Below are 15,190 nucleotides of genomic sequence, written 5' to 3' on the forward strand. Positions count from 1 at the left end.
CTTCAGCCTTATAGGGAAAGAGATTTGTCTTTTTTTGAAAGTAGCAGAAACTTTAATTTTACCTTTAGATTGAAGTTTTAACTGCGGCAAATATTTTTGGAATAGAGAAAATAGTTATTATAAAATAAAAAAACCTACTCCTGCATTGACCAGGAGTAGGTTAATAATTGTAATTGATGATAGTAAAGACTTGACTAATTAATTATTTAAATCCTTCACTGTATCTTCATCTCCATCTACTACCTGCATTCCGCTATCTGAAGTGATAGTACTACCACTAGGTATAAATTCTTCTTCAAAGTTGTCTTCCTCAACATAAGAGAAAATACGGCAGTTACGAGTGATAGTAGTATCATCAGGAACTGTAGCTCGTTTAGCAATTATATTTAGTCCATTGGAAATTAGTTCTGGCTTTTCTAAGTTAGGAGTTAAATCATCGCCGTGACCAATTTTGCAATTTTGACCAATTTCTACTTCTTTATCAATAATTGATTTATCTACAATAGTATTGCTTTTAATTGTAGTGTCATTAAAGACAATAGAATCTCTCACAATTGCTCCTTGTTCAACATGGACTCCAGGGCTAATAATTGAATTTTCAACATGTCCATCAATAATTGCTCCATTAGACACTAAACTTCTTGCTGCTTTACCCGAATTACCAAATTTAACTGGTGATCTTTCCTCACTTCTTGTGTGTAATTTCCAGTCTTCATCATGTAAATTTAACTCTGGTAGAGGTTCTATTAATTCTAAATTAGTTTTCCAGAATGCTTCTAAAGTACCAACATCCTTCCAATAACCGTTAAATTCATAAGCAAAAGCTTCGCCATTATCAATAATTGGTGGAATAATATGATGTCCAAAGTCCGAACTTTCTTCATCACAATTTGCCCTTAATGCTTTTAATAGTGTTTCAGTTTCGAAAACATAAATACCCATTGAAGCTAAATTACTTGGAGGATCTTCTGGCTTTTCTACGAAATCTGTAATGTTCATTTCTTCATTATGGTCCAAAATACCAAATCTACTCGCTTCTTCATAATCTACTGGTTGAGCTGCTATAGTCAATTTAGCATCTTTTTCTCTGTGGTATTCAATCATTTTACCATAGTCCATTTCATAAACATGATCGCCTGATAGAATAATTACTTGGTCGGGATTATGACGGCGGATGAAATTAATGTTTTTATAAACGGCATGAGCAGTACCAGTATACCAACCGCCTGCTTTTGGTTTACCGGTAAAAGGTTGTAAAATAGTAGCGCCACCTCTTTTTCTGTCTAAATCCCATGGTTTACCGATACCAATGTGTTTGTTAAGTGATAAGGGTAGATATTGAGTGATAATTCCTACGTTATAAATATCGGAGTTAACGCAGTTACTAAGCGCAAAATCGATTAATCTAAATTTTCCTGCAAAAGGAACACTAGGCTTTGCTCTGTGCTTAGATAAAATATCTAATCTAGTCCCTCGTCCTCCTGCTAAAATCAAAGCTAAAGTATTTTTCATCTAAAAACCCCCTTTTAATATTTTCTTAATTACATTATTCTGTAATAATTGTTATTCTCCTGCCTAATATGAGTTTTATATCAAATAAATTATTATTTTCTAGTTTACTGTCGATAATATTAAATAATACTTTAAAATTAGTTATAAAATTAATTAAGTTTTAATTTTAATTTAAATAATGTATAATATTATCAAATAAGGGAGGAAAACATTCATGAAAATTCAATCTCAAAAAGAATTAAAGAGAAGAATATCAAAACTACAGCATAAATTAAGAGCTAAAGACATAGGGGCAGCACTAATTATTCAAAATGCTGACCTATTCTATTTTACAGGTACTGTGCAAGGAGAATATTTATATGTTCCTAGTCAAGGTGATGCAGTATTGTTTGTTTCTGATAATAATAAACGGGTTCAAAACGAAACTCCTTTAGAAAAAATTACTACTGTACAAAGCCCTTCGGAGTTACCTAGATTAATTAAAAAAGAAGGGGGTAATTCACCTTCAAGATTAGGATTAGAATTAGATGTTTTGCCTTATAAAACTACAGTTAAACTGCAGGAAATATTTGATGTTGATAAAGTAAGTAATATTACTACTTTGATTCGACAAGTAAGAATGATTAAATCAGATTTTGAAATAGAAATGCTTAGAGAAGCTGCTGAAAAATTAGCAGTAGTACCTAATTTAGTTAAAGAACATTTAACAAGTGAGATGAGTGAATTAGAATTATCAGCGATTATAGAGCAAGGCCTGCGGGAAAAAGGACATGCTGGTTTTATTAGAATGCGGGGGTTAAATAATGAAATACCTATGGGAATTTGTACGGCAGGAAAACAGGCTATTTCAGATATAAATATTGATGCTATTTGTGCTGGAGCAGGGGTTGATCCCAGCGCAGGAATTGGGGCTTCAAAGCAGAAAATAGGATTAGCTAATCCTATTATTTTAGACTATATGGCTACTCATAATGGATATATTGCTGATCAGACACGAATGGCTATTGCAGGAAGTGCTAGCGATTATATACAAGAATTATACGATAAAATGCGTTATTTGGAGAAACAATTAAGTCAGTATTTAACTCCTGAGTATAGTTGCGATGATATCTATCAGCAAGGGATTGAATTAGCTAAGGAATTGGGGGTAATTGATTATTATTTAGGCAGTGCTAATCATAGAGAAAAATTTGTCGGTCATGGAATAGGAGTAGAGTTAAATGAATTTCCATTTTTAGCATCTGGCTTAGATTTCAAATTAAAAGCAGGTATGACAATAGCTTTGGAGCCCAAATTAGTAATTCCGGACATTGGAGTTATTGGAATTGAAAACGATTATGTAGTTACTGAAAAAAAGCCAAAGAAATTGACTACTGCTGATGAAGAATTAATTATAGTATAAAAAATATTACAGGCAATATTTGTCGAAAAAAGTTGCTATATAGCTTGAAAATTGATAACATAATTATAATTATTGTACGTATTAGAAATTATTTTTTAAATATAGTAATTCATTAAATATAGTAATTCATTTGATATGAGGATTAAGTAGGAAGAAAGGAGGAATCAAATGATTGTGGGGGATAGTGAAAATGATTTCAAAAGGAGGAATAAAATACTAGAGTCAATTTATAATAGTATAGATCAAGGTGTTTGTCTACATGAAGTAATTTATAAAGATGGTCAAGCTGTAGACTATAAAATAGTTGATGCTAATCCTGCTTATGAAGAAAAGTTAAATATTTCGGTTGAGCAGGCTAAAGGTAGTTTAGGTTCTGAAATTTATCAAAGTGATAAACCGCCTTACCTTGAGAGATATGTTGAAGTAGCGGAAACTGGGGAAACTAAAAAATTCGAAGATTATTTTGAACCTCTAGGTGCTTATTTTGAGATTACAGTTACTTCGCCTGAGTCTGGAAAGTTTATTACCTTATTTGATGATATTACAGATAGAAAAAAGCGTATAAAAAAATTAGAAGAAAAGAAAGAAGAATTAAATGCTAGTTATCAACAACTAGAAGCATACAGCGAATTAATAACTGCTATGAATGATGCTCTATCAACTAAAATAGAAGAAGTTAATCAACTCAATAGTCGCTTTGATAAAATGATAAATTTAGTATCTGATTTGAATTTAGCAGATTATTATGATGAAGAAAAGTACCTTAGTAATTTATTATATACAGCAGTAGAAATTTTGCCTGAAGCCGACTATGGTAGTGTTTATATGTATGAAGGAGAAAAAGTTAAATTTATTGAGTGTATTGGTCATGATGTAGAGCAATTAAAGGAGTTAGAAATTCCAGCTGATGTGTTTTACAATGATCAACCGATTCAAGTATTTAATATGAAAAAGTTAAGAGCTCAAGATAGACAAGTGATGGACCAAGAAACTTTCGCTAAATTTTCACGAGCAACTAAAGAAACTAAAGAAATTATTACTTTTGATTTAGAAATTGATGGTCAAAAGAAGGCTGGAATTAGTATTGATATAGCTAAAGGTAATCAAACTTCATTCAGTGAAGATTCACAGAGAATATTTAAGTCTTTTTATAGCTTATCCAATACTTTTTTTAAGGTAGAAGACTATAATATTTTATATAGTAAATTTACCAAGAAGTTAATTACTTCAATTGTAGGTATTTTAGAGGTTTATGATGAGTATACAAGTGGACATTCAGAAAATGTAGCTTTTACTGCTGTAGATATTGCTGAAGAACTAAATTTAAGCGCAGAAGAGAAAGATTTGGTTTACTGGGCTGGAATGGTTCATGATATTGGTAAATTATTAGTACCATTAGATATATTAAACAAAGCTGGTAATTTGACAGATGAGGAATACTCTACAATTAAAAAACATCCAGTTTGGGGTTATAAGGCTCTAAAAAAGAGTTCTTTAAATAATATTGAGAATTATGTTTTACATCATCATGAAAATTGGGACGGTAGCGGGTATCCAGATGGACTGAGTGGTGAAGATATCCCATTGCTTTCTCAAGTTTTAAGTGTTGCAGATGCTTGGGATGCAATGACTTCAAATAGATCATATCGTGATGCTTTATCAAGAGAAAAAGCTTTAAAAGAAATTAAAGATAATAAAGGAACTCAATTTGCTCCTGAAGTAGTAGAAGCATTTTTGAAAATCAAAAATGAAATATAAACTTAAAAAACCCTAAGATTCCAATTTTAATGTGGAACCTTAGGGTTTTTTTATTTATTGTTTGATTAAACGAGTTAATATGATATATTAAACTAAAGAAAATATATTTTAGGAGGAGTAAAATGGATAATAATTCCTCAACAGACAATAATTTTATAAAATTATTACAGGAATACAAACTGAAATTTTTAAGCAAAGATTTAATGGCTGGTCTTTCAGTAGCTGCTATTGCTCTGCCACAGAATATGGCTTATGCTTTAATAGTAGGAGTTAGTCCTATTTATGGAATTTATACTTCAATTATGTCCATGATTATTGCTACCCTTGTTAGTAAAACAAGATATGTAGTAGTAGGACCAACTAATATGTTAGCAATGGCAATTGCTAGTAATTTAAGTTCAATCTCCAATGAAAATTATTTAAGTGTGATATTTTTACTAACGTTTTTAGTCGGATTATTTCAATTTTTATTAGGGGTATTTAAATTAGGAGATTTAGTTACTTATGTATCTCATCCAGTCATAATTGGTCTTAGCACAGGAGCAGCATTATTAATTGGATCAGGACAGCTGCAGAACTTTTTAGGATTATCATTAGATGGAGGAATTAATTTTTTCACTGAGGTTTATACAGTACTTACTAATTTGGATGGTATTAATACATTAACCTTATCTTTGGGATTTTTTACAGTAGCAATGATTTTAATATTAGATAAAATAAAATCAGAGTTACCGAGTTATTTATTAGCTTTAGTTATTTCTACTATAGCAGTGTATGTTTTCAATTTAGAAAATACTTTAAATACTGTGGGAACTTTACCGAATTCTTTATTTAATATTAATTTATTTTTCTTTGATATAAAATTAATTCGGAGTTTAGCTAGCGAATCATTATCTGTGGCTTTATTAGGATTAATTCAAACAGTAGCAGTCTTAAAATCTTTAGGGCATAAAAGTGAGCAGGAGCGAGAGGTTAATCGAGAATTTATTAGTCAGGGAATAATTAATGTTACCTCTTCATTTTTTAGTTGTTTTGCTTCAGCACCTTCTTTTACTAATTCTTTTGCTAATTATCAAGCAGGGGCCAAAACAAGGTTATCGCAATTTTTTGTAGCTGCTACTATTATGTTATTTGTGATATTATTTAGTCCCTTTGTTAAATATGTACCGATTGTTGGTTTATCTGCGTTGGTGATCGTGGTAGCTATAAGAATAATAGACATTGAAGAAATTAAAAGAACAATTACTACTACCAAGGTAGATGCTTTAATTTTTCTAATTACTTTTGGGGCAGCGATAGTGATGCCGAGTTTAGATTATGCAATTTATTTCGGGGTTTTAGCTTCATTGATAGTAGTGCTTAAAGAGAGTAAAAAAGCTAATGTAGAGCCCATTCGCTATGATGAAGAATCAGAAGCAGTAAAACGAGAAGAACTCAATGAGTTAGCCGAAATAAATGATAAACATGAATGTATAGTGCTTAATTTGAGTGGAGATCTACATTTTAGTACTGCCGAAGATTTAAAAGATAAATTAAATAAAGTTTATAGTGCTGGAGAAAATTTTGTGATTCGACTGCGTCATATTGAACAGATTGATATAACTGTTGTTAAAGAGTTAGAAAAGTTTATTGTGAAGGTTAAAACTGGTGATGGGGAAGTAACTTTTTCTGGTGTTAATGAAGATAATTACGAAGTTTTAAAAAGATATGGGATAGTATCTGACTTAGGGGATGAGAAAATATTCCGTTCAGGTGATGAATTGCTTGATTCTACTCGTGAAGCTGTGGAAGCTACTAATGGTGAGGAAGCAAATAAAAAAACAGAAGAACAATAAAATATTACTGTTGGAATTATTGATCCAGGCTGTTAATTACAAGCCTGGATTTACTTTTTAAGTCTTTCTAAGATAATCTTTAGTTAATCAATTAGGTCACAACATAATATTCTGGGCCCAAATTCAGTTTCAAACATAATAGAAAGAGTAATACACATATGTCCACCATTGATAGAAAAATATGGTTCAGTAATCTGTAATTGATTTGGAGACTGAACTGCTTGTTTGAGATATTTTTTACGCGACCAATCAGCATTTTCAGCATCTTTTAGAGGTTTATACTGTTTATCCTTTTGTCCCAATTCGTGTTTCGAAACTACATCTCCAATTTGAATTCCTTCTTTGCTTAATAGATAAGCTCTTGCTACCTTTTCATCTTCTAATAATTTTTCTAAAGATTTAGCTAGTTTCTGACCATTTTTGAGTTTTTTTATGACTTTTTTAATGGGATCATGATAGCGATTATAAAATTCATTATTGGCTTTTTTCTTTTTTTGAACATATTTTTTATGTTCTTGCAGTAACTTTTCAAATTGTACCTGTGGTTTGTTTAATTTAGAAAAATTAGTTTTTGGTTTAGCAAAATAATATCCTTGAACAAAGTCACTTCCACTATCTAATGCTTTCAGAACTTGTGATTTATTTTCCACACCTTCAATTAAAACTAATGAACCTGCTTGGCGGAGTAATGAAATGACTTTTGGTAATAGTATTTCTCTTTGTTCTTCATTAATAGCATTGAAGAGTAATGATTGGTCTAATTTAATGATATCAGGATTTAGGCTCCACACACGATCAAAATTAGACATTCCAGTTCCGAAATCATCAATAGCAATTAAGCAGCCCAGATCTTTATAATAGTTTATTTTTTTGGCTAATCGTTCTGTATCAGAGATTGATTTTTCAACTACTTCAATCACTATTTCTTCTGGCTCTAATTTAGTTTCCGATAGTAGATTTTTAAAAAAGGATCCGTAATTTGAACCGTTGTTTATAATCTCAGGATGAACATTTAAAAATAGCCACTTATTTTTTGGCTCTAGTTTTTTGAAGTTATGAGTGTGTATATAGCGGCATAATCTATCCAATAAAATAATATCAGGTTGATTAAAATCTAAGTTAAATAGCTTTGCTGGACTAATCCAATTATTATTTTGATCCTTAACTCTGACTAGTCCCTCATAGCCAATCACCCGTTTGTGGGCCAAACTAAAAATAGGTTGCAGAGCAGTATATAATGTATAATTTTTAAAAGTAGCAACTAATTTATTATTTTCTTGATGAATTAGTTTTTTTATAAAGTTATAATTCAAATTCATAGATATGCCCTCCTAGTCTATAAGAAACTCATCAGTATATATTATTGGATTTAATTATAAAAAGCAATATAAGCAAATTATATGTTAACTATATGTCAACTATAGCATATAATATGCTATTTTACAAGTTAAATTGCTGACAAACTAAGAAAATTGTCGAAACATAAAAGGATTCTTTGCTGTAAAATAGAATTAATTTATAAAGAGGGGGGGGAGAATAAATGAAAAAAAATAAAGTTAAATGGTATAAAAGCTTATTGTTTAAAGTTAATTGGAGTATAATTCTTATTTTGATTATTTTTATTTTATTGTTAAGTTTTTTTATTAATAATTTAGTTTCAAAAGAAATTACTAAACAGGTTAAAGAAAAAAACTTAGAAATAGCTACTGCTTTACAGGACAACGTTAATGATTTTTTAGATCAAACCGAAAATATAATTAATGTTACATCTGAATTAGAAAAAATTAAAACAGGAAATGACCAGTCTATTTTAGAAGTATTAAAAAAAATAAAAAAGGAATATAAACATTTTAAATATATTTATGTAGCTAAAAAATCAGGTCAAATGATTATGCATCCCCAAGTTAAATTAGGGTCTGATTATATTCCGCAAGATAGAGTATGGTATCAGAAGGCTATTGAACAGAATGAATTAATTTGGACAGATTCTTATTTAGATGCCAATGAGAATTACTTAATGATTACTGTAGCGATACCAATTAAAAATGATAATGGAGAATTTATTGGAGTTTTGGCTGGCGATATATTATTAAATGATTTAAGTCGTACAATAGCTGATAAAAAAATTGGTGAAACGGGATATGCTTATATTACAAATGAAAAAGGAGAGGTAATTGCTCATCCTAATGCTGAATTTATTAAAAATAAATATAACATTGACCAAGTAATGAATTATAATCAAATATTAAAAAAAGGAAAAGGATTTATAAAATATAAAGATAGCGTTAATGATAAAAAATTAGCTTCTTATGTATCAATTAAAAGACTTAATGGTATTATTTTTGCTCAAATGGAAGTTGAAGAAGCTTTTGCAGTAAAAGACCAATTACAATTAATGATTTTGGGAATTAGCTTATTGGTATTAATTGTTTTAGGAATTTTATTTTATTTAATAAATAAAAAATATTTATTAACTCCGATTAATAAGCTAATAAATTCTATTGTTGAAGTAGCTCAAGGTGATTTTAATAGCAAAGTAGAAAATATAAGAGAAGATGAAATTGGTAAATTAGCTAGCAACTTTAATTATATGATAGAAGAAATTCATGCTGCGTATCAACAACTGGAAGCTTATAATCGAGAAATTACTAATTTAAATCAAACTTTAAAGTTTCAAGCTGATCATGACCCGTTAACTGAATTACCTAATAGACGAAAATTTATACGTGAACTTGAAATAGAGTTAAAGAAAAACAAAGCAGGAATCATAATGTTACTAGACCTTGATGATTTTAAAGATGTTAATGATACTTTAGGTCATATTTATGGTGATAAATTACTCAAAAGAATTAGTCATACCCTTATGGACATTGCAAATAAGAATGTTTTTGTTGCTAGATATGGTGGTGATGAATTCTTGATTTTACTCAAAGAGATTACTTCAGATTTAAAAATTAAAGAATATATTAAAAAATTAAAAGAAATTATAGAAGAGCCATTTAGAATTAATGACAAAGAGGTTCATATTGGTTTTAGCTTGGGGATTACTCGTTACCCTCAAGATTCTACTACTACGTATCAATTAATTACAAATGCTGATACAGCAATGTATGAAGCTAAAAAAATGGATGATAAAGATTACCTTTATTATAATCAAAATATGAAGAATAAAATGAAAAAGAAGAAAGAAATAGAAGATAAATTGAGAAATGCCCTTAATAATGATAAGTTCAAATTAAAATATCAGCCGCAAGTTGATTTAACTGATGGACAAGCGAAATATTTTGAAGCACTAATTAGATTAAAAGAAGATAATATTTCACCAGGTGAGTTCATCCCAGTAGCAGAAGAGAGTGGATTAATCATTGAAATTGGCAGGTGGGTGACTAAAGAAGCAATTGAACAATTGGCTATTCATGAGGATAATGAAATTAAAATATCGATTAATTTTTCAGTGCAGCAGTTAAATGATAAAGAATACATTGACTTTTTAGTTGAAGAATTAAATAAGAATAATGTAAACCCGGAATTGTTAGAAATAGAAATTACAGAGAGTGTTTTAATTGAAAAAGAAGCAGAAGCAATTGAGTTTTTGAATCAATTATCACAACTTGGTGTGCAGTTAGCATTAGATGATTTTGGGACAGGATATTCTTCTTTTAGCTATTTGGCTTATATTTCTTTTGATAAAGTAAAACTGGATAAGTTTATTATTGATAGGTTTTTAGAAGGTCAAAATCTAAAAACAATTGCTAATTTAATTAAACTCTTTCATAGTATTGATTTACCAGTTGTGGCAGAGGGAGTGGAAACGAAAGAACAGTATATCAATTTAGCGGAAATGAATTGTGATTATATTCAAGGTTATTTGTTTAGCAAGCCGCTTGCTAATAACAAAATAAAAAAATTGCTTCAAGAAAATTTGATTCAAGAAATTTAAAGTTACTTGAATATATCGTCGTTAAATAAAAAAATTATTTTGTTTTTTTAATAGTTAGATATTGAGAATATTATCTTCAGAGATTGTGGAGGGAAGACCATGAAAAAAACAGGAATAATACTAGGTGTTATTTTATTAGTGGGTATTAGTGCTTTATTTTTACTCGGCCAGTCTGCTAGTAAAGTGGATTATACAAGAGTAGAAAGCAGAGAAATAGTTAATTCATTACTGGCTATGGGGACAGTAATTCCTGAACAAAAGATTGAGATTAGAACTTCCCGAGCCGAAACAATTGAAAGAGTTGCGGTTGCAGAAGGAGAGTTTATTAAACAGGGGCAAACTTTATTTGCTTATGATAGTGATTTGCTTAAATTAGATCTAAAACGAGCTCAAGCTAATTATCAGCAGGCCCAAGCTAATTTAGCCCAAAGTAAATTAGCAATTAATGAAGCGCAACTGAGTTTAGAATTAGCTAAAGTAAAAAAAGAAAATGCAGCGCAAACTACTGTGGCCCCTTTAAAAGAAGAAGTTGAGCAGGCTAAATTAGAAGTGAAGCATAGTAAAAAAGATTTTGAGCGAGCAGAAGAATTATACAAGCAAGAAGCACTCAGTAAAGTTGAGTTTGAACAACAGAAAAACAGATTAGAAGTTTTGCAGTCTAAATTAAATTTAGCTCAAGCAAAGCTTAAGCAAGCTCAAAGAGAAAAAGATGACAGGATAGAAGAAGCTAGACTAGAAGTTAAAAGAGCTAACAGTAGATATCAAAGAGCCCAAAAAAAATATCAATCCAGTAAGGCAGCTTTATCTACGGCTCAAGGTGCTTATCAGCAAGCAAAAATCAAGCTGCAGCGTTATACCATTGATGCGCCCCTAGCTGCTTTTATTTTAAATAGAAATATTGAGGCTGGTGAATACGTACAGCCGGGTCAAAAAGTATTGACATTAGGGTCTAAAAAATTATTGGTACGGATTAGTCCTGATGAAGAAGAGTTAGCTTTGCTAGAGCTGGGTAATGAAGGTTATGTTTCTCCTGAGGCTTATCCAGAGCGCAAATATAAAGTGCGAGTTGTGCGTAAAGCTCCTCAGGTTAATGAAGAACAAGGTACGATTGATATTTATCTAGAGTTTATTAATAAAGACGATAAAATAGTTCCTAATATGTCAGTCTCTGTAGAAATAAAAGAGGATAATTCTAAAATGGGATTATTTATTCCTCCCGAGTATATTGTTAGTGACAACGAAAAAAATTATGTTTATGTAGAAGATGATGGAGTAGCCCACAAGAAAGAAATAAAAGTAAAAAGCCGCCAGACTGGGCAATGGCAAATAGAAGGCTTAGCTGCTGATGAGGTAGTAGTAACTCCTACAAATATAGAAAATGATCAGCAGATAGAACTTAAGAGGTGATTGGAAAATGTGGTTTGAATTTAAGATGGCGTGGCGTTTTTTAATGTCAGGTAAGACACAAACATTATTAATATTATTAGGTATTATAGTAGGAGTTACTGTTCAAGTGTTTTTGGGATTTTTAATCCAAGGCTTACAGCAAGATCTGATTAATCAAACTGTGGGTACTGCGCCTCATGTATTTATCTTGCCTGAAGCTAATGCTCCAAGAATGTTAACAGAAGAAGAAAGTAGTTATTCTCGCACGATTACTTTTAGCGGCAAACAGACAGGGCTTAGCCGGTGGAGGAAACTAAGCTCTGATGTGGAAGAGATTGATGATGTGACCGCTGTATCACCTACTATAGTGGGTTCAGGTTTTGCTTTTCGCGGCCAAAAAAGTTTATCGACTGTGATGAGAGGAATCAATTTTGAGCAGGCTGATAATATATATAATATTAAAGAAAATTTGTTAAATACCCAGACTGCTGATCTAGGAGGAAATAATATTTTAATTGGTTCTAGCTTGGCCCAGGAATTAGAACTTAGCCCAGGAGACAGCTTAAAATTAAGAACAGCTGATGGGGTGACTGATAGTTTCTTTATTGCTGGTATTTTTGATTTAGGAAATAAAGAATTAAACAGTAGTTGGGTGTTGATGGGGCTTAACCGGGCTGCTACTTTCTTAGATATGCCGAATAAGATTTCTAATATTGAATTACAGATTAGTGATGTTTTTAAATCAAATCAGATTGCTAGTCAAATTAGGCGTAATAATCCTCGAGTAAAGGTTGAGAGTTGGCAAGAAAATAATCAACAGCTATTAACTGCTTTAGAAAGTCAAAGTAGTTCTAGTTTAGTGATTCAAGTTTTTGTTATGATTGCTGTTACTTTGGGAATTTCTAGTGTGTTAGCTGTTTCAGTGGTGCAAAAATCACGCCAAATAGGTATTTTGAAAGCAATGGGTACTAACCGCAGAAGAGTAGGGATTATCTTTTTGATTCAGGGAGCAATTTTGGGATTAACTGGTGCTTTAATAGGTAGTATGGGGGGCATTGGCCTTAGTAAATTATTTGTCAATGTAGTTAGAGATGAGACGGGTAGTCCTCTTTTTCCGATAACTATAAATTTGAATTTTATCTTGATTTCTATTGCAGTAGCGACTTTAGCTGGTATGATTGCTGCTTTAATTCCGGCCCGTAATTCAGCTAAGTTGAATCCAGTTGAGGTGATTAGAAATGGCTAAGTCTTTAATTGAAATTAATAATTTAGTTAAAGTTTACGGTCAAGAAGTTAAAAATAAAGTATTACATTCTATCTCATTAGAGATAGAAAAAGGCGAATTTGTAGCAATTGTAGGACCGTCTGGTTCAGGGAAAAGTACATTTTTAAATTTGCTAGGTGCTTTAGACCAAGCTACGGAGGGAGAAATTTGGATTAATAATCAATTGATTTCGGATTTAGATGATCTAGAATTAGCTAAATTTCGTAATCAAAATTTAGGTTTTGTCTTTCAATTCCATCATTTATTACCCGAGTTTACAGCTAAAGAGAATGTGATGATTCCTGATTGGATAGAATATGGGGCTCCTACAGTTGATAAAAAAGAACGGGCACAAAAGTTATTAGAACTGGTGGGCTTAAGTGATGTTACGGATAAGCTAATCACCAAGTTATCAGGAGGTCAAAAACAGCGGGTGGCTTTGGCCCGAGCATTAATGAATAAGTCACCTATATTATTGGCTGATGAGCCAACGGGAAATTTAGATACTGCAACAACTGAAAAGATTTATAATTTATTAAGAGATATTAACCAACAATTAGGAACTACTTTTATTATTGTGACTCATAATCAAGATATTGCAGCTAAGACTGACCGTATCATTAGATTAGTAGATGGTCAGATAGAAAGTGATAAAGTAATTGAAAAATAATGATTATAGTTAAAACAGAGTATAATTTGAAAAAAGCAGACTAATATAGTATTATTATAGTTGATAATAATTATTATTTATAGAGGGGAATGGTGTACATAGTATGGAAAAAGTTAAAGTAGGAATTGTGGGTTATGGGAATTTAGGTAAAGGAGTACAAGCAGCAGTTAAGCAGAATGATGATATTGAATTAGTGGGAGTTTTTACTAGACGACCAGTAGATACAGTAGATGTTAATGAAGAGGGCGTTAAAGTTGTAAATACAGATGATGCTGAAGAATATACTGATCAGATTGATGTAATGTTATTATGTGGTGGTTCAGCGACTGATCTACCTGTGCAGGGGCCAAAGTTTGCAGCAATGTTCAATACTGTAGATAGTTATGATAATCATGAAGAAATTCCTGATTATTATAGTGAAATAGATAAAGTTGCCCAAGAAAATGGAACTACTAGTGCAATTAGTATCGGTTGGGATCCAGGTTTATTCTCTATGAACCGGATGGTTGAAGAAGCTATTCTACCAGCAGGAAACGGTTATACTTTCTGGGGCGAAGGTGTTAGCCAAGGTCATTCTGATGCAGTAAGAAGAGTAGATGGAGTTAAAGATGCAGTGCAGTATACGATCCCTAAAGAAGATGCGATTGAACAAGTTAGAGCCGGAGAAAATCCTGATTTAGCAACAAAAGATAAGCATATTAGAGAATGTTATATAGTTGCTGAAGAAGGTGCGGACAAAGAAGAGATTAAAGAAGAAATTGTAACAATGCCTAATTATTTTGAAGATTATGAAACTACAATTCATTTTGTAAGTCAAACAGAGTTAGATGAAAATCATTCTGCTATGCCGCACGGTGGATTTGTGATGCGCAGCAGCAAAACAGGAGAAGATAAAGAGAATAATCAAATCATTGAATTCTCTTTAAAGTTAGACAGCAATCCAGAGTTTACTGCTAGTGTATTAGTTGCTTATGCTCGAGCAATTCATAAATTAAGTGAAGAAGGAGTAACGGGAGCTAAAACAGTATTTGATATTCCGTTATCTTATTTAAGTCCGAAGTCTTCAGCTGAATTAAGAAAAGAATTATTATAAAATAAATATAGAAAGCCCCTAAGATTCCATAGCATTGGAAAACTTAGGGGCTTTTATTTTTTTGATTTATTATTTTTCTGTCGTAACATTATTGATATCCTCTACTCTATCATTCACCACTGACGTTTGCCTCCTTTCTAAAATAACTAAATTGTAGAAAATGTTTTAATAGAATATATAAGTATTATATTTAGTTAAATTATAGATAATGTCTGAAAAATCAACTTCCTTGCCTTGTTAGTATTATTGATGACCAAGATTAAGTGGCTTTTAATTTTATTATAATAAATCATATTTTCTTAGAATAAAAAGGATAAATAATAGTGATTA

At 31.1% G+C, this 15,190-nt stretch carries 10 protein-coding genes; 8 read left to right on the plus strand and 2 right to left on the minus strand.

Annotated elements, in window-relative coordinates; all coding sequences use genetic code 11:
- Positions 1-198: 198 nt before the first annotated feature.
- Positions 199-1,512, minus strand: a complete 1,314-nt coding sequence (locus JOC47_RS02965) for a glucose-1-phosphate adenylyltransferase (protein ID WP_204700486.1) — start codon at positions 1,510-1,512, stop codon at positions 199-201.
- A 214-nt stretch (positions 1,513-1,726) separates the two neighbouring features.
- Between JOC47_RS02965 and JOC47_RS02970 the strand changes: the two genes are divergently transcribed.
- The 3 genes from JOC47_RS02970 to JOC47_RS02980 all read left to right on the plus strand — a co-directional run bounded on the left by JOC47_RS02970 (position 1,727) and on the right by JOC47_RS02980 (position 6,507).
- Positions 1,727-2,914 carry a M24 family metallopeptidase gene (locus tag JOC47_RS02970; RefSeq protein WP_204700487.1) on the plus strand — a complete coding sequence of 396 codons (1,188 nt, stop codon included), beginning with the start codon at positions 1,727-1,729 and terminating at the stop codon, positions 2,912-2,914.
- A 168-nt stretch (positions 2,915-3,082) separates the two neighbouring features.
- Positions 3,083-4,672: an HD domain-containing phosphohydrolase gene (locus JOC47_RS02975; RefSeq protein ID WP_204700488.1), complete on the plus strand. Its 1,590-nt coding sequence runs from the start codon at positions 3,083-3,085 to the stop codon at positions 4,670-4,672.
- Between the two features lie 122 nt (positions 4,673-4,794).
- Complete coding sequence (locus JOC47_RS02980) at positions 4,795-6,507, plus strand: SulP family inorganic anion transporter (protein ID WP_204700489.1); 1,713 nt, start codon at positions 4,795-4,797, stop codon at positions 6,505-6,507.
- 83 nt (positions 6,508-6,590) lie between these two features.
- On the opposite strand, the gene JOC47_RS02985 is transcribed toward JOC47_RS02980, so the two are convergent.
- Positions 6,591-7,826 carry an EAL domain-containing protein gene (locus JOC47_RS02985; RefSeq protein WP_204700490.1) on the minus strand — a complete coding sequence of 412 codons (1,236 nt, stop codon included), beginning with the start codon at positions 7,824-7,826 and terminating at the stop codon, positions 6,591-6,593.
- Positions 7,827-8,047: 221 nt separating this feature from the next.
- On the opposite strand from JOC47_RS02985, the gene JOC47_RS02990 reads away from it, so the two are divergent.
- From JOC47_RS02990 to JOC47_RS03010, 5 genes are all read left to right on the plus strand, one after another.
- Complete coding sequence (locus JOC47_RS02990) at positions 8,048-10,447, plus strand: bifunctional diguanylate cyclase/phosphodiesterase (protein ID WP_204700491.1); 2,400 nt, start codon at positions 8,048-8,050, stop codon at positions 10,445-10,447.
- Between the two features lie 99 nt (positions 10,448-10,546).
- Entirely contained in the window at positions 10,547-11,854 is a 1,308-nt protein-coding gene (locus JOC47_RS02995; RefSeq protein WP_204700492.1) for an efflux RND transporter periplasmic adaptor subunit, read from the plus strand.
- A gap of 7 nt (positions 11,855-11,861) precedes the next feature.
- Positions 11,862-13,079: an ABC transporter permease gene (locus JOC47_RS03000; protein ID WP_204700493.1), complete on the plus strand. Its 1,218-nt coding sequence runs from the start codon at positions 11,862-11,864 to the stop codon at positions 13,077-13,079.
- A complete protein-coding gene (locus JOC47_RS03005; protein WP_204700494.1) occupies positions 13,072-13,767 on the plus strand; it encodes an ABC transporter ATP-binding protein in 696 nt (231 codons plus the stop codon). Before JOC47_RS03000 ends, JOC47_RS03005 begins: the two co-directional genes overlap by 8 nt.
- Before the next feature lie 103 nt (positions 13,768-13,870).
- Complete coding sequence (locus JOC47_RS03010; RefSeq protein ID WP_204700495.1) at positions 13,871-14,860, plus strand: diaminopimelate dehydrogenase; 990 nt, start codon at positions 13,871-13,873, stop codon at positions 14,858-14,860.
- Positions 14,861-15,190 lie beyond the last annotated feature (330 nt).

This window comes from Halanaerobacter jeridensis (assembly GCF_016908315.1).
Lineage (GTDB): Bacteria > Bacillota > Halanaerobiia > Halobacteroidales > Halobacteroidaceae > Halanaerobacter > Halanaerobacter jeridensis.

Excerpts from the sequence above, each read along its gene's own strand:
- JOC47_RS03005 (WP_204700494.1), top strand. The coding sequence starts at position 13,072 with ATGGCTAAGTCTTTAATTGAAATTAATAATTTAGTTAAAGTTTACGGT.
- JOC47_RS03010 (WP_204700495.1), top strand. The coding sequence starts at position 13,871 with ATGGAAAAAGTTAAAGTAGGAATTGTGGGTTATGGGAATTTAGGTAAA.
- JOC47_RS02990 (WP_204700491.1), top strand. The coding sequence starts at position 8,048 with ATGAAAAAAAATAAAGTTAAATGGTATAAAAGCTTATTGTTTAAAGTT.
- JOC47_RS02980 (WP_204700489.1), top strand. The coding sequence starts at position 4,795 with ATGGATAATAATTCCTCAACAGACAATAATTTTATAAAATTATTACAG.
- JOC47_RS02965 (WP_204700486.1), bottom strand. The coding sequence starts at position 1,512 with ATGAAAAATACTTTAGCTTTGATTTTAGCAGGAGGACGAGGGACTAGA.
- JOC47_RS02985 (WP_204700490.1), bottom strand. The coding sequence starts at position 7,826 with ATGAATTTGAATTATAACTTTATAAAAAAACTAATTCATCAAGAAAAT.
- JOC47_RS02975 (WP_204700488.1), top strand. The coding sequence starts at position 3,083 with ATGATTGTGGGGGATAGTGAAAATGATTTCAAAAGGAGGAATAAAATA.
- JOC47_RS03000 (WP_204700493.1), top strand. The coding sequence starts at position 11,862 with ATGTGGTTTGAATTTAAGATGGCGTGGCGTTTTTTAATGTCAGGTAAG.
- JOC47_RS02970 (WP_204700487.1), top strand. The coding sequence starts at position 1,727 with ATGAAAATTCAATCTCAAAAAGAATTAAAGAGAAGAATATCAAAACTA.
- JOC47_RS02995 (WP_204700492.1), top strand. The coding sequence starts at position 10,547 with ATGAAAAAAACAGGAATAATACTAGGTGTTATTTTATTAGTGGGTATT.